Genomic DNA, 23,297 nt, shown 5'->3' on the forward strand with positions numbered 1-23,297 from the left:
TCCCTCGGGGGATAAACGTCCAAGCGGCGCGCCGGTTTCCCTTAAAGTCGGGCATCCGACGGTTCCGCTTAGACGTTCGGTCGATCAGCCTTCGACGCGGTAGCGACCGTCGGAGTCCGGGCAGACGCGGATGTAGCGGGTCTCGACGCGGCCGTTGTACTCGGTCGGGGCCGGGGCCAGGCGGCAGCGCTCGTTGGCCTGGGCGTAGCGGCCGTCGGCGTAGCGGTAGGGCTGGGTCTCTTCATAGGTCCAGTAGTTGCCGCGCGTGTCGCACTTGGCCGAGGCGTTGCCGACCGCCGCGCCGACGCCGGCGCCGACCAGGGCGCCCAGCACCGAGCCTTCGGTCTTGGCGTTGCGGGCCGCGACGTTCGAGCCCAGCGCCGCGCCGGCCAGGGCGCCGATCACGCCGCCGACAGTGGCGTTGCGCTTGGCGTCCTGACGGCACTCCTCGCGGTTCACGACACTGGCGCTGGTGTCGAGGCTGTAGGCCCCGCCGGCGTAGGGCGTGTTGTAGCGGGTGGCGTAGTCGGGATAGCGGCGATCATAGGCGCCGCCGCCGTAACGACGGTCGTAGTCGGCGCGGGCGCGCTCGTACTCCGCCCGGTCGCGTTCCCACTGAGCGCGCTGGCTGTCATAGCCGCCGTTGCTGGCGTAGCCGCCGTTGATGCGGAAACGGTCCGCCTCGGCCCGGTGGCGACGGTCATAGGCGCCCTCGCCGTAGCGGCGGTCATAGTTGTAGCGGGCGCGCTCGTAATTGGCGCGCTCGCGCTCGAACCGGGCCTGTTCGGCGCGGTAGGCGGCGCTTTCGCGGTACTGGGCCGCCCGATAACGCTCGGCCTCGGTCCGATTGCGGCGGTCATAGGCGCCGCGGCCATAACGGCGGTCATAGTCGTCGCGGGCCTGAAGATAGTTGGCGCGATCACGCTCGTAGGCCGCCTGGCGTTCGCGGTACTCGGCCACGCGCTCATAGTAGTTGGCGCGCTGGTCGTCGTAGCGCTGCAGGCTTTGCTGATAGGCCGAGGTCTGGGCCAGGGCGGGGGCGATCGCGCCGCACGCCATGGTGGTCGCCATCAGCGCGACGAGGGTCTTGGACGTCATATTGAGTCTCCGTTCAGATCGAACGGATCGACGGCCGACCCCCGACACCGGGTCGCCAATCCGGGGCTTTATGTCCCTGCGGAGATGATAAGGCGCAGGTTGGCCCAGAGGTTCCGCTTAGTCCGAGATCCAGGTTACGCGGAAGGCGCGACCGTCCCACTTGGCGACGGCGAGAGAAGCCTCGGCGGTTCCAAACAGCAGATCGCCCTTTTCGACCGTGACGACCTTGTCGGGACACGGCGCGTCGCGTGGTCCGGCGCCCTTGGCGCAGGCCGTGGCCTCGACGCTTTTGGCCTGGGCCGCTGTCAAAATGTCGGGAAAGCCCTTTCCCAGGCGAATCCGAGCCGGGGTTTCCGCCCCGCCGCCCCGCTTGATGCTCAGGACATAGGCCTCGCCGCCGTCACGCTGGACGGCGGCGACGTCGGGCTTGCCGTCATGATCGAAGTCGCCGGACACGGACGCCGGCAGGCCGGTCGCCAGCAGAAGGATCAAGGGCAGCATCGGGACCTCACGCGGAATGCTTGAGGCGACTGTGGCTCAGTCCTTCGTCACCGTCATCATGTAGTTGATGTCGGTGTCGGCCGAGCGGCTCCAGCGGCCGGTCAGCGGGTTGTAGGCCACGCCGAACGGGCCCTGCATCGCCACCGGCTCGCCGGCCAGGAAGGCGCGCAATTCTTCGGGTTTCAGGAACTGCTTCCAGTCGTGGGTGCCGGGCGGCACCCAGCGCAGCACGTACTCGGCGCCGATCTTGGCGAGCGCGAGCGCCTTCAGCGTGCGGTTCAGGGTCGCCACGAACATGATCCCGCCGGGCTTCAAGAGCTTGGCGCAGGTGCGCAGGAACGCGCCCGGATCGGCGACGTGCTCGATGACCTCCATGGTCAGGACGACGTCGAACGGCCCCGCGCCCTCGGCCAGCAGCTGCTCGGCGGTGGCGGGGCGGTAGCCGATCTTGAGCTCCTGCTCGGCCGCGTGGGTGGCGGCGGTCTTGATGTTCTTCTCCGAGGCGTCGATCGCCGTGACGGAAAAGCCCAGCCGGGCCATCGGCTCGCTCAGCAGCCCGCCGCCGCAGCCGATGTCGAGCAGGGACAGGCCCTCGAACGGCATGCGCAGGTCGCCGTCGCGCCCGAACCGGGCCAGGGCCTGCTCACGGATGAAGGCCAGGCGACAGGGATTGAAGACGTGCAGCGGCGCGAACTTGCCCTTGGGGTCCCACCACTCGGCGGCGATGGCCGAGAAGCGGGCCACGTCGGCCGGGTCGATGCTCCAGGAGGGGGCGGAGGAGGCGGCTTGCGTCATGTGGCCTGTCTAGCACGGACGCCGACGCTCGCCACGATCCCGCAAAAAAGACGTGAGCGCGACATTGCCGTTGCGCCATCGCGCCGCTAGAAGGCGCTTCGCTTGCGCGAAGGGGAGGGTTCCCGCCGCGCGGGCGCAAGAAATAACCAAGTGTCGAGGTACCAAGGACGTGTCACGTCTGGTGATGAAGTTCGGCGGCACGTCGGTGGCCGACCTGGAGCGCATCCGCCGTGTGGCGCGCCTGGTCGCCGCCGAGGTGGCGACGGGTAAAGAGGTCGCGGTGGTCGTCTCGGCCATGTCGGGCAAGACCAACGAGCTGGTCGCCTGGACCGACGGCGCGGGCCGCGCCGCGCAAGGCCTGCCGGAGTCGGACGACGAGTACGACGCCGTCGTCGCCTCGGGCGAGCAGGTGACCGCCGGCCTCCTGGCCATGACCCTGCGCAACATGGGCCACAAGGCCCGCTCGTTCCTGGGTTGGCAGGTGCCGATCATCACCGACGAGGCCCACGGCCGCGCGCGGATCGAGGAGATCCCGCCGGAGAACCTTGAGGAATGCTTCGCCAACGGCGAGATCGCCGTGATCGCGGGCTTCCAGGGCGTGACCCCCAAGCGCCGCATCACCACGCTGGGCCGCGGCGGCTCGGACACCTCGGCCGTGGCCATCGCGGCGGCCGTGAAGGGCGCCTGCGACATCTACACCGACGTGGACGGCGTCTACACGACCGATCCGCGCATCGAGAGCAAGGCCAAGCGCCTGGCCAAGATCTCCTACGAGGAGATGCTCGAAATGGCCTCTCTGGGGGCCAAGGTTCTGCAGACCCGCTCGGTCGAGATGGCCATGGCCCATCGCGTCCCGGTGCGGGTGCTGTCCAGTTTCGTCGAACCGGGCGAAGCCCCGGGCCAAGGTACGATCGTCTGCGACGAGGAAGAAATCATGGAAAAGCGCATCGTCTCGGGCGTCGCCTACAGCCGCGACGAAGCCAAGATCACCCTGCTGGGCCTGCCCGACCATCCGGGCGTGTCCTCGCAGATCTTCGGCCGTCTCGCCGACGCCAACGTCAATGTCGACATGATCGTCCAGTCGCGCGCGCGCACCAACGCGACCGCGAACATGGAATTCACGGTCGGCAAGCGTGACGCCGCCCGCGCCGTCGAGATCGTCCAGGCCGCCAAGGCCGAGATCGGCTTCGAGGACGTCGCGGTCAACGAGGACGTCGCCAAGGTGTCGGTGATCGGGGTCGGCATGCGCAGCCACGCCGGCGTCGCCCAGTCGATGTTCGCGGCCCTGGCCGAGAAGAACATCAACATCCAGGTCATCTCGACCTCGGAGATCAAGATCTCGGTCCTGATCGACGCGGCCTACACCGAACTGGCCGTCCGCGCCCTGCACGCGGTTTACGGGCTGGACCAGCTGTAGGATTGCTGAGCGGAGGGGAGCGCCCCTCCGTCACGAGGCTTCGCCTCGCGCCACCTCCCCCGTTCCACGGGTGAGGAGGACGATCACCCATCCTCCCTCGCGAAGCGGGGGAGGGGGACCGCGAAGCGGCGGAGGGGGCGCTTTCGCCTTTCCTTCGACAAAACGTCGCCTTCGGACGTTATGAGGGGCGCAAGCCCTCGAAAGCACCGTAAGAAGCCCGCATGTCCGACGTCTTCAAGTTCGATCCCGACGCCAAGACCGTCACCTTCCACGGCGACGCGGGGCTTGAGCTGCTCTACGACCTCCTGCTGCGCGCCAAGTTCGGCGACGGCTACGAGAAGCCGCTGCTGATCAGTCCGTGGCTGGCCGCCCTGCTGAACAAGCTGGACAAGGCCCTGCCCGACGACGGCCAGTGGTTCCCGGAAAAGCCCGGCCAGCCGATCTTCGACACCGACGACCTCCTGGCCATGGGCGACGCGGTGATCGAGGAAGGCCACACCGTCGGCTGGTGGACCATGACCGAGGCCGAGCGCCGGGCCTATCTGCGCGACGTCGTCGCCGCGCCCCATCCGCTGACCGACCTGCAGGTCGAGTTCATCGAAAACGACATCGACGCGGCGCTGGAACAGGCAAGGCGCCTGGTGGCCGACGCCGACGAGCCGCTAAGCCTGCCAGGGCACGGCTGATCCCGCTATAGTCGCGGCATGGCTCACGCCCTGACCGCGCCCGCCGAACTGTCGTTCCGCCGCTATGGCGAGGACGCGCCGCCGCACGTCCACGCCTTCGACCAGATCGTGTTGCCTCGGCGCGGCGTGCTGGAGATGGAGATCGACGGCAAGGGCGGCCGGGTCGATCCGGGCCGTGCGGCGGTTGTCCCGCCCGGCGCGCGCCACGCCTTCGCCGCCTCGGGCGAGAACCTGTTCGTCGTGGCCGACATCGGCGGCGACCTGATGAAGCCGTTCGAGCGCCTGCGCGAGCGGCCGTTCGCCCCGGTCACCGGCGCGGTCCGGGGGCTGCTGGACTTCCTGTCGGGCGAGGCGCCAGGCGCGATCGAGAGCGGCGTCGCCCGTCTGTGGACGCCGCTGCTGCTGCGCGGACTTTCCGCCGCGCCGACCACGGTCGATCCGCGCCTGGCCCGCGCCATGGGATTGATCGAGACCCGCTTCGACCAGCCGCTGACGGTCCGCGACCTCGCCGCCGAGGCGGGCATGAGCCAGAGCCGCTTTTTCGCGCGGTTCGCCGAAGCCTATCGCACGACCCCGTATGCGGCCCTGGTCGATGCGCGGCTAAGGGCGGCCCAGCGTCTGCTCTCCGACACCCATCTGTCGATCGCCGAGATCGCCGCGCGCACCGGGCACGGGGATCAGAGCGCTCTGACCAAGCGCATGAAGGCGACGCTGGGCGTCACGCCGGGCGCGTGGCGCAGACAGCGGTGACCCCAGCCGCGGCGGCGGCGTCGGAGCGCGCCGGTCCGCTTACTTCGCGGCCGGGCGGGGCTTGGCGTGCCACAGCGCGTTGACGATCACCCAGCGCTCGCCGAACCGCCCGAGGTTGAGGTAGTCGACGAACCAGGGCGTTTCCACGCGGGCCACCGCCGCGTCGCCGGCGATGTCCAACACCCTGACGCTGCGGTCCCACTGATCGCGCGGCGTCTTCAGGGCTCCCTGCCGCGTCAGGTCGATGAGCTCGTCTCGGCTCATGCGGCGCAGAGCCAGCGTCTCGTCGGGATCGGGTTTGCTGCGCACGGCGCGCTTGGCGAGGTCTGGGTGCAGGGCGCGGGTGACGCGCGCGACATCCCCCTCCAATTGACCGTCGACATAGTCGTAGGCCACGGCCTCGACCGCCTTCACCGCCGCCGGATCCATCGCCGGCGTGGCGGCGCTGTTGAGCAGCAGGGCGGCGAACATGGCGGCGATCATGGAAGGCTCCGATGGCGATCAAGTTCAGCTGACGCCGAATCCTGGCGGGACGCCAAGCTCCTTACGAAAAGCGACGCTTGAGTGGCAAGCCGTCGTTCTTTGAACGTGTGCGTTCAATTCGAGCACGAGAGCCTTCGCCAAGTCTCCCGGAGTTTTCGCCAAAGTCAGCCGCCGCCGGGCCTGCTAACTCCCAACCCATGACCCCGTCCCGCAAACTCCTGCTCGGCCTGCTATGCGGCGTGATCGCCGGGGCGTTCTGGGGCGGCGTGTTCCTGGCGCCGAGACTGCTGGCCGACTTCACGCCGCTGCAGGCGACGGCGGGGCGCTATCTGGCCTATGGCCTGGCGGCGACGGCGCTGCTGATTCCGAGTTGGAAGACCGTCATGGCCCGGATGGACGGGCGCGACTGGCGCGACCTCTTCCTGCTGAGCCTGCTGGGCAACCTGATCTACTATGTCGGCCTGGCCGTGGCGGTTCAGAGCGCCGGCGTGGCCCTGGCCTCGCTGGTCATCGGCCTGCTGCCCGTGACCATCACCCTGGTCGGCGCCCCCTCCAGGAAAGATGGGCCCGGGGAGGGGACGCCGATACGCCGGCTGATCGCGCCCCTGGCCCTGATCGTCGCCGGCGGGGTCTGCATCAACCTGGACGCCTTCGCCGCCGCTGGACGGGCCGGCGCGGGGCGGACGCTGGTCGGCCTGGCCGGCGCGCTCCTGGCCCTGGCGGTCTGGACCGCCTACGCCGTCTGGAACGCCCGGCGATTGGCCGCCACGCCGAAGTTCAACAGCCACGAGTGGTCTCTGCTGACCGGCGTCGCGACGGGCTTGCTGTCCCTGGTCATCGTGGTCCCGGCCTTCGCCCTCGGGGGGAAGGCGCATGCGGCCAGCGCTTGGGGCCTGTTTTGGGGCGTCAGCTTCGCGGTGGCGATCGGCGCATCGGTGATCGGCAACGGCCTGTGGAACGCCGCCAGCCGCCTGTTGCCGCTGTCGCTGTCGGGCCAGCTGATCGTGTTCGAGACGGTGTTCGCGCTGGCCTACGGCTTCCTGCACGAGGGGCGGTGGCCGCGCCCCCTGGAGAGCGTCGCCATCGTGCTGATGCTGGCCGGCGTGCTGTGGTCGGCGCGGCGGCATCGGGCCCCGACCGAGGCGCTCGCAACATGACGCGAACCTGAACGGCCAGTCCCGATCGGGTTCAGATGCGGGGGTCTAGAACAGCTATCAACAGAGATAGGAGACCCGCCATGACCACCATCGGCAAGTTCACCAAGACCGCGATCGCTGTCACCGTCGCCGGCGCGCTGGTCGCTCCCGCCACCGCCGCTTTCGCCGGCGAAAAGACCGAGCGCGCCATCCTGGGCGCGGTGATCGGCGGCGTCGCCGGCGCGGCGCTGGGCAATGGCAAGGGCGATGCGGTCGCCATCGGCGCGGTCGCCGGCGCGGCCCTGGGCGCCACGACGGCCAAGGACAAGAACGACCGCCGCTACAGCCACGGCTATCGCACGGCGCCGCGCTACGACAACCGCTACTACAACGCCGGCTATCGCAACGACCGCTACGCCTACGATCGCTACGACCGTCGCAACGATCGCTCTTACGACCGCTACGACAACCGCTACGCCTACGGCTATCGCCGTTAACCGCTAAGCCTTCCTCGTTGGAGTTTCGATCCCTCCTCCCGCGAGCAAACTGCGCCGTCCCGGACCGGGGCGGCGCTTTTTCGTGCCGCCACACCTAAACATCGTTTGGTTGACACCAGCGGCTATCGCGGCGGCGAAATCTGCTATAGCCCCCTCTTGAGGAAAGAGTGGTTCGGGCCCGGCGCTAAGCGGGACCGGCTGTTCCTGGGTTAGGGAGCGCGCTTAAGGCTCATGGCGGCATCCGGCATCGCCGTTCGAGGACCACGAAGCCTGCTTCGGCAGATTCGAGAAGCCATGGCCGGGGGCGGCCCCGCCCAGGCCAAGCTCGACATGGTGGTGCGCACCATCGCCATCTCGATGGTGGCGGAAGTCTGCTCGATCTATCTGCGCCGCGCCTCGGGCGATCTCGAACTGTTCGCCACCGAGGGTCTGGCGCGCGAGGCCGTCCACGTCACCCGCCTGAAGCCGGGCGAGGGCCTGGTCGGCGAGACCATGCGCCTGGGCCGGCCGCTGAACCTGTCCGACGCCGCCAGCCACCCGCAATTCTCGTACCGTCCGGAAACGGGCGAAGATCCCTACCACGCCTTCCTGGCCGTGCCCCTGCTGCGCGGCGGCCGCGCCATCGGCGTGCTGGTCGTCCAGAACCGCACCGAGCGGGTCTATGACGAGGAAGAGGTCGAGGACCTGCAGATCATCGCCATGGTGCTGGCCGAGATGGTCAGCTCCAGCGAGCTGCTTGGCGCCGATGAGCTGAAGGACGTCGAGCTGGCGCCGCACAAGCCCGAGCGGCTGAAGGGCGCGCGCTTCGCCGAGGGCCTGGCCTATGGCGTGGCGGTTCTGCACGAGCAGCCGGTGGCGCCCGAGCAACTGTTGTCGGACGACGCCCTGGCCGAGGAGGCCCGGCTCAAATACGCGATCGAGACCCTGCAGACCCAGATCGACCAGATGCTGGAAGGCCAGCATGGCCTGGTCGGCGCGTCCTACGAGGTGCTCGAGACCTATCGCCTGTTCGCCCACGACCGGGGTTGGAACCGCAGCCTCGAGGAGGCCGTGCGCTCGGGCCTGACCGCCGAGGCCGCCGTCGAGCGTGTCCGCTCCGAGCACCGCGCGCGCCTGGGCCAGGCCCGCGATCCCTATCTGCGCGAGCGGCTGCACGACCTGGAAGACCTGAACGATCGGCTGCTGCGCCACCTGTCGGGCGACGTCCACCACGTGCGCCAGCTGCCTGACGACGCCATCCTGATCGCCCGGAACTTGGGTCCGGCCGACCTGCTGGAATACGACCGCACCAAGCTGAAGGGCATCCTCCTGGAGGAGGGCAGCGCCGCCAGCCACGCCGGCATCGTGGCCCGGGCGCTGGATATCCCGTGCGTGGGCCGCCTGGCCGGCCTGCGCGACCGGGTCAGCGAAGGCGACCCCGTGGTCGTCGACGCCGAGACTCAGGAAGCCTGGCTGCGGCCGCGTCCGGACGTGGTCAAGGCGCTGAAGGTCCGGATGGAGGTCCGCGCCCAGCGCAAGGCCGAGTTCGCCCGCCTGCGCGACACGCCGCCGATCACCAAGGACGGCGCCAAGATCACCCTGCTGATGAACGCGGGGCTCGCGGTCGATCTCGACATTCTGGCCGAGACGGGCGCCGAGGGCATCGGCCTGTTCCGGACCGAGTTCCAGTTCATGGTGGCCGAGGAGCTGCCGCGCCTCGAGGCCCAGACCAGCCTCTACGAGAAGGTGCTGGAGGCCGCCAACGGCATGCCGGTGACCTTCCGCACGCTGGATCTCGGCGGCGACAAGCTGCTGCCGTACATGGAGCTGGAGCGCGAGGACAATCCAGCCTTGGGCTGGCGGGCCGTGCGCATGGGGCTGGACCGTCCGGCCCTGCTGCGCATGCAGATCCGCGCGCTGATCAAGGCCGCCGCCGGCCGGCCGCTGCGGGTGATGTTCCCGCTGGTGGCCAATGTCGACGAGTTCCGCGCCGCCCGCTCGTTCGTCGACCAGGAAGTCGCCTGGGCCCAGCGTCGCGGTCGTCCCGCGCCGGCGCGTCTCGATGTCGGCGCCATGATCGAGGCGCCGTCGCTGCTGTGGCATTTGGACGCGTTGTTGCCGATGACCGACTTCGTTTCGGTCGGCACCAACGACCTGATGCAGTACCTGTTCGCCGCCGACCGGGGCAATCCGAAGGTCTCGGACCGCTACGACCCGCTGTCGCCGGCCGCCCTGAGGGCGCTGAAGACCATTCAGCAGGCTTGCGCCGACACGGGCACGCCGGTGTCGGTCTGCGGCGAGATGGCGGGGCGTCCGTTGGAAGCTTTCGCCTTGGTGGCCTTGGGTTTCGAGGGTCTTTCCATGCCGCCGGCGGGCATCGGCCCAGTCAAGCAGATGGTCCTGTCGCTTGATCGGGAGGCCGCTCGCCGCAATGTCGAGGCCCTGCTGAAGGGCTCCGGCGGATCGCTGCGCGGCGAAATCGAGACGCTCGCGCGAAAGCTCTACGTCGCGGTGTAGAACGCTGTTATGCGGTTAGGCAAGCGTGGCCGGTAAGTACATTGAATCCGGATACTTAGTTTGCTACCCACAAACACTCGTTAACAATTCCGTGCATGATGGAGTCGGCGAAGCCGCCGTGCTTTACCGGCGATCGGCGCCAGGCGGTTTTAAGTTCCAGGCGAGTTTCGGGGGCGCTTAGTCAGTATGCCGCGAGATATGGGCAACGTAGAGCGTTTGCATCTCGACGACGTCGAGGCTGAAACGGCGCCGTTCGCCGTCGCCGAGGCCGTGGTCAGCGAACCCATGCAGCATGAACCCGCCGACATCGGCGCCGCGTTGAAGGCCGCTCGCGAGGCGCGGGGTCTCAGCCTGCAGCAGGTCGCCGAAGCCACCCGCATCCGTCAGGGCTATGTCGAGGCGTTGGAAGAGATGCGCCTGGAGGCGCTGCCCTCGCGCCCCTTCACCATCGGCTATGTTCGCGCCTACGCGGCCCTGCTGGGCATGGATGGCGACACGGCCGTGGCCCGCTTCAAGACCGACGCGCCGGACGAGGGCGCCGAACTGCGCGAGCCGGTGGGCGTTCGCCGCGAGCGCGATCCGCGCCTGGCCCTGATCCTGGCCGGCGGCGTGCTGGTGGTCGGCGCGATCCTGCTCTGGAACGTCGCCCAGCGCGCCATCGCCAAGGATCAGCCGCCGCAGCAGATCGCGCCGGCCGCCGCCTCGACCCAGGTCCAGGCCCACGCCAACAACAGCTCGGTCGCGCTGGGCGCGCCGCTGCCGGCGCCGGTCGAGTCGACCACGCCCGAACCCTACAAGACGCCCGGTCTGGACGACGCCGCCGCCAATGGCGGCTCGGTCGACGCGGCCAAGGCCGCCGCCAAGGCGCGCGCCGAGGCCGACGCGCGGGCGGGGATCGTCGATCCCGCTCACCAGGTCCAGGTCGGCGCGCCGTTCAAGCCCCGTGGCGTCATGCTGGGCGCCGCGCAGGGCGAAGGCTCCGGCGTGGTGCTGCAGGCGCGCAAGCCCGCGACGCTGGTCGTGCGCGGCGTCGACGGCCAGGTCTATTTCGCCCGCGCCCTGACGGCTGGCGACGCCTATCGCGCGCCGCGCACGCCGGGTCTGATCGCCGACGTCTCGGATCCGATGGTGTTCGAGGTCTATTACGGCGGCGCCCTGGTCAGCCACCTGCCGTCCAACTCGACCGCGCTGTCCAAGCTGGTCCCCGCGCCGAAGGTGGCTCCGGCCGCCCCGGCCGTGGCGCAGACTGCGCCGGCGGCGACGCCGCCACAGTAGTCCCTTCTCCCCTTGCGGGAGAAGGTGGCCGCGAAGCGGGCGGATGAGGGGTTGAACCCCCGTCCGTCAACGTCTTCGCGACCCCTCATCCGTCGCCTGGCGGCGACACCTTCTCCCGCAAGGGGAGAAGGGGGGCGGGTAAGCCCCTTCTATCGCGGCTCAACACCCTCTAAATTAGCGCCATGTCCGCAGACCACACGTCCGTCCGTCCCTGGCGCCAGATCACGCGTCGGCCCTCGCGCAAGATCCGCGTGGGCTCCGTCGAGGTGGGCGGCGACGCGCCGATCTCGGTGCAGTCGATGACCAACACCCTGACCAGCGACGCGGCCGCGACGCTGGAGCAGATCCGCCAGCTGGAGGAGGCCGGCGCCGACATCGTCCGCGTCAGCTGCCCGGACGTCGAGAGCACGGCCGCGTTCAAGACCATCGCCCGCGAGGCCAAGGTCCCGCTCGTGGCCGACATCCACTTCCACTACAAGCGCGGCATCGAGGCGGCGCAGGCCGGCGCGGCCTGCCTGCGGATCAATCCGGGCAACATCGGCAGCCCCGACCGGGTGCGCGACGTGATCCAGGCCGCGCGCGACCACGGCTGCTCGATGCGCATTGGCGTCAACGCCGGCTCGCTTGAACGGGAATTGCTGGAAAAGTACGGCGAGCCCTGCCCCGAGGCGATGGTCGAGAGCGCCCTGAACCACGCCCGCATCCTGCAGGACCACGACTTCCACGAGTTCAAGATCTCGGTGAAGGCGTCCGACCCGTTCATGACCGTCGCCGCCTACTACCAGCTGGCCGAGGCCATCGACTGCCCGCTGCACCTGGGCGTCACCGAGGCCGGCGCGACGCGCACCGGCACGGTGAAGAGCTCGATCGGCATCGGCTCGATGCTGTGGGCCGGCATCGGCGACACCATTCGTGTTTCCCTTGCCGCGGATCCTGTCGAAGAGATCAAGGTCGGCTTCGATATCCTCAAGTCGCTGGGCCTGCGCCACCGCGGCGTCAACATCATCGCCTGCCCGTCGTGCGCGCGGCAGGGCTTCAACGTCATCAAGACGGTCGAGGCCCTGGAAGAGCGCCTGGCCCACATCGCCACGCCGATGTCGCTGTCGATCATCGGCTGCGTCGTCAACGGCCCGGGCGAGGCGCTGATGACCGACATCGGCTTCACCGGCGGCGGCGCGGGCGCGGGGATGGTCTACATGGCCGGCAAGCCGGATCACAAACAATCCAACGAGGGGATGATCGATCACATCGTCGAACTCGTCGAGAAGAAGGCCGCCGAGATCCAGGCGACCAAGACGGCCGGAGCCCTGGCCGCGGAATAGGAACAGCGCGATGCGTTCGATGCCGAAAGCCTTGGCGGCGGTTGTGGTTCTGGCGGCGGCGTCCGGCGCGGTCGCCGCGCCGAAGGAGGCTCCGGAGGTGAAGCTGGCGCGGCTGCTGGACGGCCGCGTGGCCGGCGAGCCGGTCAACTGCATCAACGCCAGCAACACCGACTCCATCGAGATCATCGACGGCGTGGCGATCGTCTACCGCATGAAGAACGGCGTGGCGTACGTGAACCGCCCGTCGATCGGCGCCGACAGCCTTCGCCGCGACCAGGTGCTGGTGACCAAGATGAACGGGAGCCAGCTGTGCCGCATGGACATGGTCACGCTGGTGGATCAGGGCTCGCGCTTCCAATCGGGCGCCATCAGCCTCGGGACGTTCACACCCTACGCCAAGCCGCGCCCCTAGAGCGTCCGTCGCCTAGCCCAAGGCCGCCATCAGCGCCGGATCGACGCCTGCGGCGATTGTCTCTCGCCGTCGAGGGACGAACACGTCAGGGGCGAGCCCCGCGTCCGGCTGGGGCGTCCTGGGGAAGTAGCCGATCAGCGGCAGGTCGACCTCGATCCCCGTGCGCGGCAGGCGCAGGAAGTAGAACGCGCCGCCGTTGATGCCGCGCCGGCTGCCGCCGGTCGTCTCGCCGTACAGCCGCCCCAGCCTCTCCCGCTGCATCAGCTGCGAGAACTGGAAGGTCGCCGAGCTGTTCTGCGGCCCGATCAGCACCCGGACCTCGCCCGCATAGCGCGGGCCCTTCGGTTCGATGACGGCGCCCTCGCTGTCGCGGCGCGCCAGGGTGTAGAAGCGGTCGTCATAGGGCTGGGCGTCGTCGCCCCAGTCGTCGAAGGCGCGGTCCCAGGTGTCGAGATAGGGCTTCAGGTTTTCCGGGATGCGGCGATAGCGGGTCAGCCGCAGCATGTCGTCCTTGCGCACCGGCGTCTGGGTCAGGCGCGCGATGATGGCGTCGCCGCAATCGAGGCCGCCTTCATTGTCCCGAATGTCGATCACCAAGCGGGGGACCTTCTGGGCGATCAGCTCGTCCATCCGCGCGTCGAGCCAGGCGCGCCAGTCCCAGGCCGCGCCGTACAGCGCCCAGCCCGGCATGGTCAGGATCGCCGCGTCCTTCTCGCGGCGCATCGTCCAGGCGGGCGTGTCGTGATCCTTGTCGATCTGCGGCGGCCGCTGGGCGCGCCGCTGCGCCAGGGTCATGGCCGGCGCCAGCAGACGCCGCCGGCGGCCATCCTGGCCCTCGATGACCAGGTCGTGGCGCGTCCGGGCGCCGAAGATCAGCGGGTAGAAGACGTCGAAGCTCTCGAAGCTGTCCTCGCCCCCGACCGACATCAGCTGGCGGCGCTTGGCGTCATTGCCGCCGTCCGCGCGAGCCACGGTCATCAGGGCGGCCAGCACTTCGCCGGCGGGAACACCGTTGAGGGTGACCACTTCGTCGCCGGGCGACACGCCCAGGCCCAGCGGATCGCCGGTGACGACCATGCGCGACCCCAGCCAGACGAACCGCAGCGGCAGACGGTCGGGGCCCTCGAACAAGGCCCGCCGCACCGGCGCGCGCTGATTGTAGAAGTTGGCGTAGGTGTGCCCGCAGCGGATCGTGGTCAGAAACCGCGACAGACGCAGGTAGAAGCCGGCCAGATCGCTGGGGCCTGGCGCGGTCAGGGCGGCGTAGCCAGCCTCGATCGTCGCCGGATCGTTGTAGCGCAGCAGGCCCGGATGCAGCGCGCCGTAGGCCTCGCGCATCAGCGCCACGTCCTCGGCGACGGCGTCTCGCGGGAGCGGGGTCTCGCCTTCGATCGGCGGGGCCGCCTGGACGAAGGGCGTGGCGGTCAGGGCGGTCAGCAGGCTTCGGCGGTCGAGCGACATGGGATGAGCATCTCCGGAAGAACGACCCTCGTCTTCCCGCAACCTCGCGCGGCGATCGTCTCAGAACCCTGGGCGCGGCGTGATTTTCAGCTTTTGAGACCTTCCAGCATCCGCCGCTTGGCTTGGGGCGTCATGCCGTAACGCTCGCGGAACGCCCGGTTGAAGCTGGCCTTGGAGCTGAAGCCGGCCTCCAGGGCCAGGTCCAGGATCGCGCCGGCCGGCGCGCTGGTCAGCCGCTCGGCGACCTCCTCGCAGCGCAGGGCGTTGATGGTGCGCGAGAAGTTCTGGCCCAGGCCCTGGTTGAAGGCGCGCGAGACATAGCCGGTGTTGGCGCCCAGCCGGCGCGCGGCGCGCCGCAGGCTGAGGTCGGGTTCGCGGTGCCAGCCCTCGGCGCGGATCTTCTCCCGCCAGGCCTGGCCCAGCGCCGCCCAGTCGCGCTCCTGGGCGGGCGGCTCGGGCGTCAGGTCGCGCAACGGCGGGAAGGGGAGGGCGGCGTTGCGCCAGCCTTCGATCGCCAGATAGACGGCGATGGCGGCGACCCCGACATAGAGGCCCATCAGCCCCTTGTAGTCGAGCGGCCGGACCAGGTCCCAGAGGGCGTAGACCGTCCAGATCGCCGCCAGCAGCGCCCCGGCGGCCAGGGCCCGCGTCAGCCAGCGCGCGGCGAAGCGGCTGTCGTCGCTGCGCCCCTGGGCCAGGGCCGCGCGGTAGGCGACCAGGCGCCGCCAGCTCGCTGTTCCGTAAGCGGCGAAACTGACGATCAGGGCCAGGGAAAAGACCAGGTCGCCCGGCTGCATGGCGATGTCCGCCCAGCGGTTCTTGAGGTCCAGCGGCAGCACGAAGCCGCCCAGCAGCCAGGCGAACTGGACAAGGCCCGGCAGCAGGTGTCGCCCCGCGCCGCGCGGGGTCTCGCCGACGACCAGCGCCTCGACGTACAGCCACAGCAAAGGCGGCCCCAGCAGCGGAACCGCGACGGGCAGGAAGGTCAGCCAGCGCCAGCGGTCGTAGAAGCCCGCGAAGCCGATCAGCCACGGCGTGAACACCCCGACCAGCACCACCAGCAGCAAGGCCAGGTCGCGGTTGGCGGTCCGGTTGGCCAGCGTGCTCCACAGGCCGCCGGCGATCGGCAGGATGACCAGCGCCGCGACGCTGAGCACCGCCGTCCGCCAGCCGAACACCAAGTCGTGCAACCTCGCGCCCCCGCCGCCTCGATCGGGCGAGCCTAGGGAAGATCGATGCGCGGATATAGGGGGCGACGTCTGCGTCGGCGCATTGACAGCGGCGCGGCCGCGTGGCGGGCTCCGCCTCCACGTTTTGGAGCGCCTCGATGACCACCCTGATCCTCAGCGTCGTCGGCAGCGACCGGCCCGGCCTGACCCAAGCCCTGGCCAGCGCCGTGCTGTCGGCCGGCGGCAACTGGCTGGAGAGCCATCTCAGCCAGCTGGGCGGGCTCTATGTCGGCTCGGTGCTGGTCGCGCTGGACGACGACAAGGTCGAGGCCCTGCGCGCGGCGGTCTCGGCGGTCGACGCCCACGGACTGGAGGTGCGGATCGCCCCGACGGTCGAAGCCCCCGCCGCGACGGGCGAGCTGCTGCAGCTGGGCGTCGTCGGCCAGGACCGTCCGGGCATCGTCCACCAGGTCACCGGCGTGCTCAGCGCCCTGGGCGCCAATATCGAGAGCTTCGGCTCGCGCCTCAGCATCGAGCCCCACCAGGGCGCGCCGCTGTTCCACCTGGACGCCCGCCTGCGCCTGCCGCGCGGCCTGACCGCCGCCGCCGTCCAGGACGCGCTGGAAGCCATCTCCGGCGAGATCATGGTCGACATCGCGCTGACCCCGGCGGGGTAGGGGTTACACCTTGACGCTTCGCCCTCGCGCTCTGCGGTCGACCTTAAGTCACAGGAAGCAAGTTCGGATAGGGCGGCCGATCGCCCAGCGCGACGGCGGCTTCGTTAGCCTTGGCCTTGAGGATCGTGAGTTCGTCGGCAAGGGCTGCGGCGGCCGTGGCGTCCCCCTTCTCTTGAGCCGCGCTGAGTTCGCGCTGCTTGGCGGCGACGGCGGTCATCGCCGAGACCATGGTGGTATCCGCCGTCGACCATTTCGGCTGAGGTGCGACGGCTTCCTGGACCGCTTTCCCAACGTTTTCAGACTGGCCTTTGAGCGCGGCCGCCACGGCCAGACCAAAGCCGTTTGCGTCGCGGATGACCACGAACCTCGCCTTAACGTTGGTGACGCCGAAGGTGCGGACGGTTTGCGCATCGGCTTCCTTCAATGCTTTTAAGCGGTTGGAAGCTTCATCAAGCTCCTTGACCTTGTCGCTTAGCGCCAACTCCGCCAAGCGCTGGGCCTCCTTGTCGTCGGGCTTCTTGGTGGCCAACGCTTTTCGCTGGGCCTCTTCGGCGACGCGAGTCGCGGTTTTCTTTTCGGCCTCGAGGGTCGCGACGGAGGCGTACAAGGCGTTGGTGTCGGCGAGCGCCTTCTCGGGGGCGCCGGCGATGGGGCGCTGGGGCAAGGCGATGAACTTGCGCCCGGCAAGATCCCACGACCCCACGGCGTTGTCGGGCGCCAACGAGGGCAGGGGGATCTGGACCGAGGCGAACGGCGCGCCGATATCCAGAGCGTCGGAGCCGGCGGCCGGGGTGGCGAAAGTCACATGTAACTCGGTCGGCGCAGCCTTGGATGGCGCGCCCTTTTTCCACGCTGCGCCGTACCAGGCGAGGACCGGACGAACCATCATGCCTTCGTCAGTGGGGATGAGTTCGGCCTCGACATAGAGACGTGGATCTACTCCAGCCCCGAGATCCTTAAGCGTATTGGTCGTAGCGTCCGCCGCGGCGTCGTCGAGGAAAGGGCGTAGCTCCAGCCCGGCGTCAGGCGCCTTAGCGTTGAGCCGCTGCAAGGCGCCGACCTCTTTCAAGCTCTTCGGCGACGGCGCCTTGCCTTTGCTCTGCTTGGCGCCGTCGGCGTCGGCCGGAAGAAACAGGATAAGGCATGAGCGGGGCTGCTCAAGCCTGGCCAATCGTTCGCCCTCCGCCGGATGGCTCAGATCGTAGAAGCGGAAGGTCGTGGCGCCCTCCGCCACGAAGCCCTTCTCTACGCTCGCCTTCTCAATTGCATTGCCGAGAGCCGTCATTCCCGAGCTGGCCAGGGAACCAGCGATGTTCGCGCCGACCATGGCCAAGGCCAGGCCCAGTGTTTCGCGGCTCTTATCGCTGCGCTCCATTTCGGTCGCCGTCGCGGAGCTGAGCGGGCACTGAGCGCGAACGGCGGCGCGCGCGGTCGTGACGCTTTCGGCACGCTCCGCGAGAGCCGCCGTCGGGCTGAGGATCAACCCAACGGCGGGAGCGAGGAGAGCGAAGCGGCGAAGCATGAGATCATCTCCGGAGTGAGATTAGGGGCGCACGGCGCTGGAGGCGGTTGCGGTGGTCACATAGGTTTCGCGGACGCCGCACGCGGCATCCTCCGCCATGGAGGGGCGGCTGATGAAGCCGATGACCTGCAAGGGCTGATCGGCGGCCGTCGTGTTCATGAAGACGGGGGTCCCCGAGAAGCCTTCGACGGTTTGACAGAGCAGCTTCACGCACTTGGTCTTTTCTTCCCGATAGACTTGGCAGAAGCCCTCTCTCGGCCACCGCAGTCCCTTGCGCCAAGAGGGGGCCGAGCTGACGGCGGGGCCATAGTCCGCCGCCTTGTGGTCGTCGAAATAGGCTACAAGCGAAACCGGTCCCGCCGCCGCTTCCTGGCGCAGATTGGTCGCGGGCGCGGCGATCGCATCGGTGGTGAGAATTTCCACTACGGCCCAATCGGCTTCGACGGCCTGGCCAGAGCCATGGTCTTTGAAGCGGGGCGCCACGGGCCAGGGGGCCGCGCGTCCATCCGCGGGCCGCACCCAGACTTTGCCGCTGGTCCAGGCCACGTTCCTGGCGCCTTCGAAGCAGTGGCGGGCGGTGATGAGGGTGCGATCGTTACGCAGCAGGCCGGCGCAGAATGGCCCGTTCTCGTCCTCGAGTAGGCCAACAGCGGCGAGCGCGCTGGTGGAGCTGCGCGCGAGGATGGCTGGGGGGATATCGGGACTGTACGAGCCGCCCTGGGCTCGTGGCTCGTAACTGCCAAGGCACGCCAAATCAAAGCGCGCGGCAATCGAGGCTGGAGGCCGGGACTTGGGATAGTATCCGAGATAGGCGTCGGCGGCCGCCGAGCAGTCGGGGTGGAGGCTGATCGCGTCGCGCATGGACGTGAGCGACCGATTCAGGTCGCGGGCGCGTTGGCAGCTGGGGCTCCCCAGTTTGAGAGCACACTCGCTCTCGAGAGTTTTCAGTTCTTTTTCGAGATACTTCGCGCCGTAGCTCGGATTCAGCGGGCGCTGGATCGTTTCGTTGCGCCGGAGAATCTGACCCAGGGTGATCGTCGATCCGAGGTCGACGACACCGAACTCCGGTCCGCGATAACCGGGTAGACTGAGCTTCTTCAGCACGTCCTCTAGATTATCCGTCGTCGAGACATCGACCGGGGCGGCGGGGCGCTGGAGCGTTCCGCTTCCAAGGGGTCTCGCTCCCGGACCCAACGCAGGGCCCAGGCCGGGTTGGCCGCCGAAGCTGGCGTTTTGAGCGAAAGCGTTCGGTGTCAGCAAAACACCGCCCGCGGCGCACAGGGCGGCAAAGACACGCCATTTGGGAAGCGTACTCAAATCTGACCCCCCTGCCAGATCGAATAGTCTTAACAGACAACCGTAAAGTGTGCTACGTGTCAATCGCACGTCGAAGCCGCTTTGAAGGCTAGGGCGCGCGTTAACCGCTCGCCGAGAGCCAGGCGTTCGGTTTAGGTCTCGCAGATTGGTGGGTGGCGTCGTCGTCCTGCGCCGCGCCCGCTGCGATCTTCAGCCGCGCCCCTTGAACGGGACGGGTGGCGCACCATCTGTTATCCATAAGCGATCGCCCGCTTACGTTTCCGCGCCTGTTATCGGCCGGATGTCAGGGCGATGCTTCGCTCGCTCCGCGCCGTTACAGATGGCCTTGAGCGATTTCCCACCCATCTAGCGTTTTGGGGCCCGCACTGTCGCCGGCCCCTGTTTTGGAACTTCATGAAAATCGTTTCTATCCGCGAGGCCGCCGCTCGGCGTGAGCCCCGCACTCAAACCCCGCAGCGCGTCGCGCTGTCGCCGGCGCGTCCGGCTCAAAGCGAATGGGCCTGGCCCGGCATGACCCGCGCCGCTCTGCGCGCCGAGATCATCGACCAGATCGGCTAAGCCTCCCCACCGACACGCGCCCGGCGGTTCGATCGCCGGTTGACGTGGTTCGGGCTTCCGTCGATCTAGCCTCTGTCCCATTCACCGGCGGAGGCGAGCTTGGCGAACACCGCGGCGAAAAGCCGAGCCCCCTTGGCGACCCGCCGCGAAACCTGGTTTTCGCTCGACGCCTGGAGGGCCTTTCACGACCGCCACGCCGTCGTGATCTGGAGTTTCCTGGCCAGCCGGCTGATGCTGCTGGCGGTCGGGCTGCTCACCCTGGTCAACATTCGACCGCTCACCAACACCGGCAACGCCCTGAGCCAAAGCGCCCACCAGGTCCTGAACATCTGGGGGGCGTCGGACAGCGGCTGGTACCTCGATCTCGCGACCAACGGCTACCAGCTGGTCCCCGCCGCCAACGGGCAGGCCAACTGGGCCTTCTTTCCGGCCATGCCGGGGCTGGCGGCCGGCCTCGCGCGCCTGACGAGCCTGACGCCGTTCGAGGCGATGCTGGTCGTCTCGAACCTCAGCTTCCTGGTCGCCCTGATCCTGGTCCATCGCCTCGCGCGCCAGGCCTTCAACGTGAAGACCGCCGACGTCACCGTCGTGCTGCTGTGCGTCGCGCCGGCCAGCTACATCTTTTCCGCCGCCTATACCGAGGCGCTGTTCCTGGCGTCGCTGACCGGCGCCCTGCTGCTGATCCGCGACCGCAGGTGGCTGGCCGCGGGCCTCGTCGCCGCGCTGGCCGCCCTGACCCGCAACCTCGGCCTGGCCCTGCTGCTGCCCTATGGCTGGGCGGTCCTGGAGCGTTGGCGGGCTCGGGACCAAGCCCCGCTGGGCCGGGCGGAGAGCGTCCGGATCGTCCTCGGCGGCCTGGCGCCGATCGCGGGCGTCGCGCTCTTCCTGCTGCATCTGAAGTCGCGCACTGGCGACGCCCTGGCGTTCCTGCACATTCAAAAGACGTGGGGCCGGAGCCTCGAGCAGCCCTTCGCCGCCCTCGTGCAAGGCCTGGTTCATCCCTCGTCCATCCCTGATACTGAGCTGCTGAGCTTCGCGATCGCCTGGCTGGCGCTGGGCCTCCTGCTGGCGCTGGCGCTGCTGAGGCGCTGGGGATGGCTGCTGCTGTCGGCGGTGTTGGTCCTGGCGCCGCTGGCGACCGGCGTGACCTCGTTCTCGCGCTACGCCCTGGTGGTCCTGCCGCTGTGGATGGTCGCCGGCCATCTGCTGAGCGAGCGGCCCCGGTCGACGATGGTCACCATCGCGTCGCTGGCCATGCTGAACGGGTTCATGATGGCGGCTTGGACACTGGCCTTGGGGATCACGGTTTGACGGCGCGCGGCTTTGGGCCGGTCGCCCTCGGCATCCTGATCGGCCTGGTCTCGCTGCTGGTGCTCACGCAGCTGAGCCAGAGGGCCGACCGGACCTACGACGAGGCCACGGCGATCCGCGTCGAAGGCCGGCGTGTGCTGACGCTCTATGATCGCACCACCCCCACCAGCGTGCTCGGCAGCGGCTGGACGGCGCCGGTCCGGGGGGAGGGATCATGGTCGACCGCGCCCGAGGCCCACCTGAACCCGCCTACCTCGTCGTTCGATGGCGAGGTGTTGGTCTCGCTGACCCTGGCCTCGCCGCCGCGCCAGCAGCCGGTGACGGTGCGCCTGGGCGATGCGGTCCTCGGCGCCTGGACGCCGTCGAGCCATCGCGAGGAGACGGTCACCTTCGTCGCGCCCAGAAGCCTGCGCGCGCACAGCTATGACCTGCAGCTGGTGCTGGAGGCGGGCGACGCCCCCCTCCGGATCGTCAAGGTCGTGACGAAGGTTCGCTGAGGCTAAGCGGCGCTGAGCAGGGCCGCGCGCTCGGCGCTCGTCAGTGGGCGCCAGCGGCCTTCGGGCATGTCGCCCAGGTCCAGCGGACCGATGCGCACGCGGAACAGGTCGACGACCTTCAGATCCACCAGGTCGCACATCCGGCGGATCTGGCGATTGCGGCCTTCGCGCAGCACGAAACTCAGGCGCTGGTCCGAGATCACCTCGACCTCCGCCGGGCGCAGCTCGCGGCCGTCGAGTTCCAGGCCAAAGCGCAGCAGCTCCAGCTTCTCCTCGGTCAGCTCGCCCATGACGGCGACGCGGTATTCCTTTTCCAGGTCCGACTGCGGCCCGATCACGGCCTTGGCCACCACGCCGTCCTGGGACAGCAGGAGCAGGCCGCGCGAGTCCTTGTCCAGGCGCCCGACCGGCGGGATCAGGTCGCCCGACTGCGGGATGGCCACGCCACGCGCGTCACCCCACAGGTTGGCGCGGGTCAGGAGGCGCGCGGCCGGGACCTGGCCGGGATCCGGCTGGGACGAGACCACGCCGCGCGGCTTGTGGATCAGGTAGGTGGGCGTGCCGTCCAGCTTGGCCGTGGCGCGATCGGCCAGGACCAGGGTCTGGCCCGGCTGGATCTTGCGGCCCACGTCTTCGACCACCTCGCCGTCGATCGACACCAGGCCGTCGGAGATCAGCTGTTCGGCTTCCCGGCGCGAGCACACGCCGCTCTGGGCCAGCCACTTGTTGACCCGCTGGGGCTCGGCCTCGTCGTAGGTGCGGGTGAAGGCCATCAGAGCGTGATCCCGAAAAGTGGGAACCGGTTTTCGGACGAGATCATGCTCCAAGCCATCAGCCAAAGCTCTCTTCCAGGCTGGCCAGGCGCTCGGCCTGGTCCTCGGCGATCAGCGGGTTGATGACGTCGTCGAGGGCGTCGCCTTCCATGATCCGCGACAGGTTGTAGAGGGTCAGGTTGATGCGGTGGTCGGTCACCCGGCCCTGCGGGAAGTTGTAGGTGCGGATGCGCTCGGAGCGGTCGCCGCTGCCGACCTGGCTCTTGCGGGCTTCGGACCGGGCGCTGTCCAGCGCCTCGCGCTGCATGTCGTAGAGGCGCGCCTTCAGGTTCTTCATGGCCCGGGCGCGGTTCTGGTGCTGCGACTTTTCCGAACTGGTCACCACCACGCCGGTCGGCAAGTGGGTGATGCGCACGGCCGAGTCGGTCTTGTTGACGTGCTGGCCGCCCGCGCCCGACGAGCGGTAGGTGTCGATCCGCAGATCGCTTTCCTTGATGTCGATCTCGACATCCTCGGCCTCGGGCAGCACCGCGACGGTGGCGGCCGAAGTGTGGATGCGGCCCTGCGCCTCGGTGGCCGGCACGCGCTGCACGCGGTGGACGCCGCTTTCGAACTTCAGCCGGCCGAACACGCCGTCGCCGGTGATCGAGGCGACGATTTCCTTGTAGCCGCCCATTTCGCCTTCCGAGATGCTGTCGATCTCGACGCGCCAGCCGTGCAGCTGGGCGTAGCGCTGGTACATGCGGAAGAGGTCGCCGGCGAACAGGGCCGCCTCGTCGCCGCCGGTTCCGGCGCGCACTTCCAGGATGGCCGAGGCGTTCTCGTCCTTGTCCTTGGGGGCCAGCATCAAAGCCAGGTCGCGTTCGAGGACCGGCAGCTTCTCGTCGAGCTCAGCCATCTCGTCGCGGACCATGTCGGCCATTTCCGGATCGGCCGCCATGACGTCCAGCTCGGCGCGCTCGGCGCTCAGCTTGGCCAGGCGCTCGACGGCCTCGGCCACCGGCTTCAGCTCGGCGTGCTCCTTGGAGAGCTTGACGATCTCGGTCCCGTCGGTGGCCGCGCCCATGCGCGCCTCCACTTCGCGGAAACGATCGAGAACCTGGTCGAGACGGGCCTGGGGAAGTCGCAAGGGAGGTTTCGCGCA

General features: G+C 68.9%; 23 protein-coding genes. 13 read left to right on the forward strand and 10 right to left on the reverse strand.

The window, feature by feature from the left end; translation table 11 throughout:
- Nucleotides 1–84: 84 nt before the first annotated feature.
- The 3 genes from CSEG_RS04450 to ubiG form a co-directional block, all read right to left on the reverse strand.
- Entirely contained in the window at nt 85–1,098 is a 1,014-nt protein-coding gene (locus CSEG_RS04450) for a glycine zipper domain-containing protein (protein WP_013078064.1), read from the reverse strand.
- A gap of 117 nt (nt 1,099–1,215) precedes the next feature.
- The gene (locus tag CSEG_RS04455; protein ID WP_013078065.1) at nt 1,216–1,599 is read right to left on the reverse strand and encodes a hypothetical protein; all 384 of its coding nucleotides are present in this window, start codon (nt 1,597–1,599) and stop codon (nt 1,216–1,218) included.
- A gap of 36 nt (nt 1,600–1,635) precedes the next feature.
- On the reverse strand, nt 1,636–2,394 hold the full coding sequence (gene ubiG, locus CSEG_RS04460; protein WP_013078066.1) for a bifunctional 2-polyprenyl-6-hydroxyphenol methylase/3-demethylubiquinol 3-O-methyltransferase UbiG: 759 nt from the start codon (nt 2,392–2,394) through the stop codon (nt 1,636–1,638).
- A gap of 169 nt (nt 2,395–2,563) precedes the next feature.
- Between ubiG and CSEG_RS04465 the strand changes: the two genes are divergently transcribed.
- The 3 genes from CSEG_RS04465 (at nt 2,564) to CSEG_RS04475 (ending at nt 5,247) form a co-directional block, all read left to right on the forward strand.
- Complete coding sequence (locus tag CSEG_RS04465; RefSeq protein ID WP_013078067.1) at nt 2,564–3,811, forward strand: aspartate kinase; 1,248 nt, start codon at nt 2,564–2,566, stop codon at nt 3,809–3,811.
- A 221-nt stretch (nt 3,812–4,032) separates the two neighbouring features.
- Nucleotides 4,033–4,497, forward strand: coding sequence for a hypothetical protein (locus CSEG_RS04470; RefSeq protein ID WP_013078068.1), 465 nt, complete (start codon nt 4,033–4,035; stop codon nt 4,495–4,497).
- 18 nt (nt 4,498–4,515) lie between these two features.
- Complete coding sequence (locus tag CSEG_RS04475; RefSeq protein ID WP_013078069.1) at nt 4,516–5,247, forward strand: AraC family transcriptional regulator; 732 nt, start codon at nt 4,516–4,518, stop codon at nt 5,245–5,247.
- A gap of 39 nt (nt 5,248–5,286) precedes the next feature.
- On the opposite strand, the gene CSEG_RS04480 is transcribed toward CSEG_RS04475, so the two are convergent.
- Nucleotides 5,287–5,730: a nuclear transport factor 2 family protein gene (locus CSEG_RS04480; RefSeq protein WP_013078070.1), complete on the reverse strand. Its 444-nt coding sequence runs from the start codon at nt 5,728–5,730 to the stop codon at nt 5,287–5,289.
- Between the two features lie 197 nt (nt 5,731–5,927).
- Here CSEG_RS04480 and CSEG_RS04485 point away from each other — a divergent pair, with 197 nt between their 5' ends.
- From CSEG_RS04485 to CSEG_RS04510, 6 genes are all read left to right on the forward strand, one after another.
- Nucleotides 5,928–6,887, forward strand: a complete 960-nt coding sequence (locus CSEG_RS04485) for a DMT family transporter (protein WP_013078071.1) — start codon at nt 5,928–5,930, stop codon at nt 6,885–6,887.
- A gap of 80 nt (nt 6,888–6,967) precedes the next feature.
- Complete coding sequence (locus CSEG_RS04490) at nt 6,968–7,363, forward strand: hypothetical protein (RefSeq protein ID WP_013078072.1); 396 nt, start codon at nt 6,968–6,970, stop codon at nt 7,361–7,363.
- 231 nt (nt 7,364–7,594) lie between these two features.
- A complete protein-coding gene (gene ptsP, locus CSEG_RS04495) occupies nt 7,595–9,859 on the forward strand; it encodes a phosphoenolpyruvate--protein phosphotransferase (RefSeq protein ID WP_013078073.1) in 2,265 nt (754 codons plus the stop codon).
- Between the two features lie 186 nt (nt 9,860–10,045).
- Complete coding sequence (locus tag CSEG_RS04500; RefSeq protein ID WP_013078074.1) at nt 10,046–11,134, forward strand: helix-turn-helix domain-containing protein; 1,089 nt, start codon at nt 10,046–10,048, stop codon at nt 11,132–11,134.
- Between the two features lie 182 nt (nt 11,135–11,316).
- Nucleotides 11,317–12,456 carry a flavodoxin-dependent (E)-4-hydroxy-3-methylbut-2-enyl-diphosphate synthase gene (gene ispG, locus CSEG_RS04505; protein WP_013078075.1) on the forward strand — a complete coding sequence of 380 codons (1,140 nt, stop codon included), beginning with the start codon at nt 11,317–11,319 and terminating at the stop codon, nt 12,454–12,456.
- A gap of 10 nt (nt 12,457–12,466) precedes the next feature.
- The gene (locus CSEG_RS04510; RefSeq protein ID WP_013078076.1) at nt 12,467–12,868 is read left to right on the forward strand and encodes a hypothetical protein; all 402 of its coding nucleotides are present in this window, start codon (nt 12,467–12,469) and stop codon (nt 12,866–12,868) included.
- A gap of 12 nt (nt 12,869–12,880) precedes the next feature.
- Here CSEG_RS04510 and CSEG_RS04515 read toward each other — a convergent pair whose 3' ends face one another.
- Both CSEG_RS04515 and CSEG_RS04520 read right to left on the reverse strand, forming a co-directional pair.
- Nucleotides 12,881–14,329 carry a S41 family peptidase gene (locus CSEG_RS04515; protein WP_013078077.1) on the reverse strand — a complete coding sequence of 483 codons (1,449 nt, stop codon included), beginning with the start codon at nt 14,327–14,329 and terminating at the stop codon, nt 12,881–12,883.
- An 86-nt stretch (nt 14,330–14,415) separates the two neighbouring features.
- Nucleotides 14,416–15,519, reverse strand: a complete 1,104-nt coding sequence (locus tag CSEG_RS04520) for a helix-turn-helix domain-containing protein (RefSeq protein ID WP_106907066.1) — start codon at nt 15,517–15,519, stop codon at nt 14,416–14,418.
- A 137-nt stretch (nt 15,520–15,656) separates the two neighbouring features.
- On the opposite strand from CSEG_RS04520, the gene CSEG_RS04525 reads away from it, so the two are divergent.
- Entirely contained in the window at nt 15,657–16,175 is a 519-nt protein-coding gene (locus tag CSEG_RS04525; protein ID WP_013078079.1) for a glycine cleavage system transcriptional repressor, read from the forward strand.
- 43 nt (nt 16,176–16,218) lie between these two features.
- Here CSEG_RS04525 and CSEG_RS04530 read toward each other — a convergent pair whose 3' ends face one another.
- Nucleotides 16,219–17,697, reverse strand: a complete 1,479-nt coding sequence (locus CSEG_RS04530) for a hypothetical protein (protein ID WP_013078080.1) — start codon at nt 17,695–17,697, stop codon at nt 16,219–16,221.
- A gap of 21 nt (nt 17,698–17,718) precedes the next feature.
- Nucleotides 17,719–18,801, reverse strand: coding sequence for a trypsin-like peptidase domain-containing protein (locus CSEG_RS04535; RefSeq protein ID WP_041538187.1), 1,083 nt, complete (start codon nt 18,799–18,801; stop codon nt 17,719–17,721).
- 606 nt (nt 18,802–19,407) lie between these two features.
- Here CSEG_RS04535 and CSEG_RS04540 point away from each other — a divergent pair.
- The 3 genes from CSEG_RS04540 to CSEG_RS04550 all read left to right on the forward strand — a co-directional run bounded on the left by CSEG_RS04540 (nt 19,408) and on the right by CSEG_RS04550 (nt 21,380).
- Nucleotides 19,408–19,572: a hypothetical protein gene (locus tag CSEG_RS04540; protein ID WP_013078082.1), complete on the forward strand. Its 165-nt coding sequence runs from the start codon at nt 19,408–19,410 to the stop codon at nt 19,570–19,572.
- A gap of 132 nt (nt 19,573–19,704) precedes the next feature.
- Complete coding sequence (locus tag CSEG_RS04545) at nt 19,705–20,883, forward strand: mannosyltransferase family protein (RefSeq protein WP_041538188.1); 1,179 nt, start codon at nt 19,705–19,707, stop codon at nt 20,881–20,883.
- A complete protein-coding gene (locus CSEG_RS04550; RefSeq protein WP_157038967.1) occupies nt 20,853–21,380 on the forward strand; it encodes a hypothetical protein in 528 nt (175 codons plus the stop codon). Before CSEG_RS04545 ends, CSEG_RS04550 begins: the two co-directional genes overlap by 31 nt.
- Nucleotides 21,381–21,382: 2 nt before the next feature.
- Here CSEG_RS04550 and CSEG_RS04555 read toward each other — a convergent pair whose 3' ends face one another.
- Entirely contained in the window at nt 21,383–22,153 is a 771-nt protein-coding gene (locus tag CSEG_RS04555; protein ID WP_013078085.1) for a pseudouridine synthase, read from the reverse strand.
- Between the two features lie 58 nt (nt 22,154–22,211).
- Entirely contained in the window at nt 22,212–23,282 is a 1,071-nt protein-coding gene (gene prfA / locus CSEG_RS04560) for a peptide chain release factor 1 (protein WP_013078086.1), read from the reverse strand.
- Nucleotides 23,283–23,297: the final 15 nt, after the last annotated feature.

Origin of the sequence: Caulobacter segnis ATCC 21756, from assembly GCF_000092285.1 — a bacterium.
GTDB lineage: Bacteria > Pseudomonadota > Alphaproteobacteria > Caulobacterales > Caulobacteraceae > Caulobacter > Caulobacter segnis.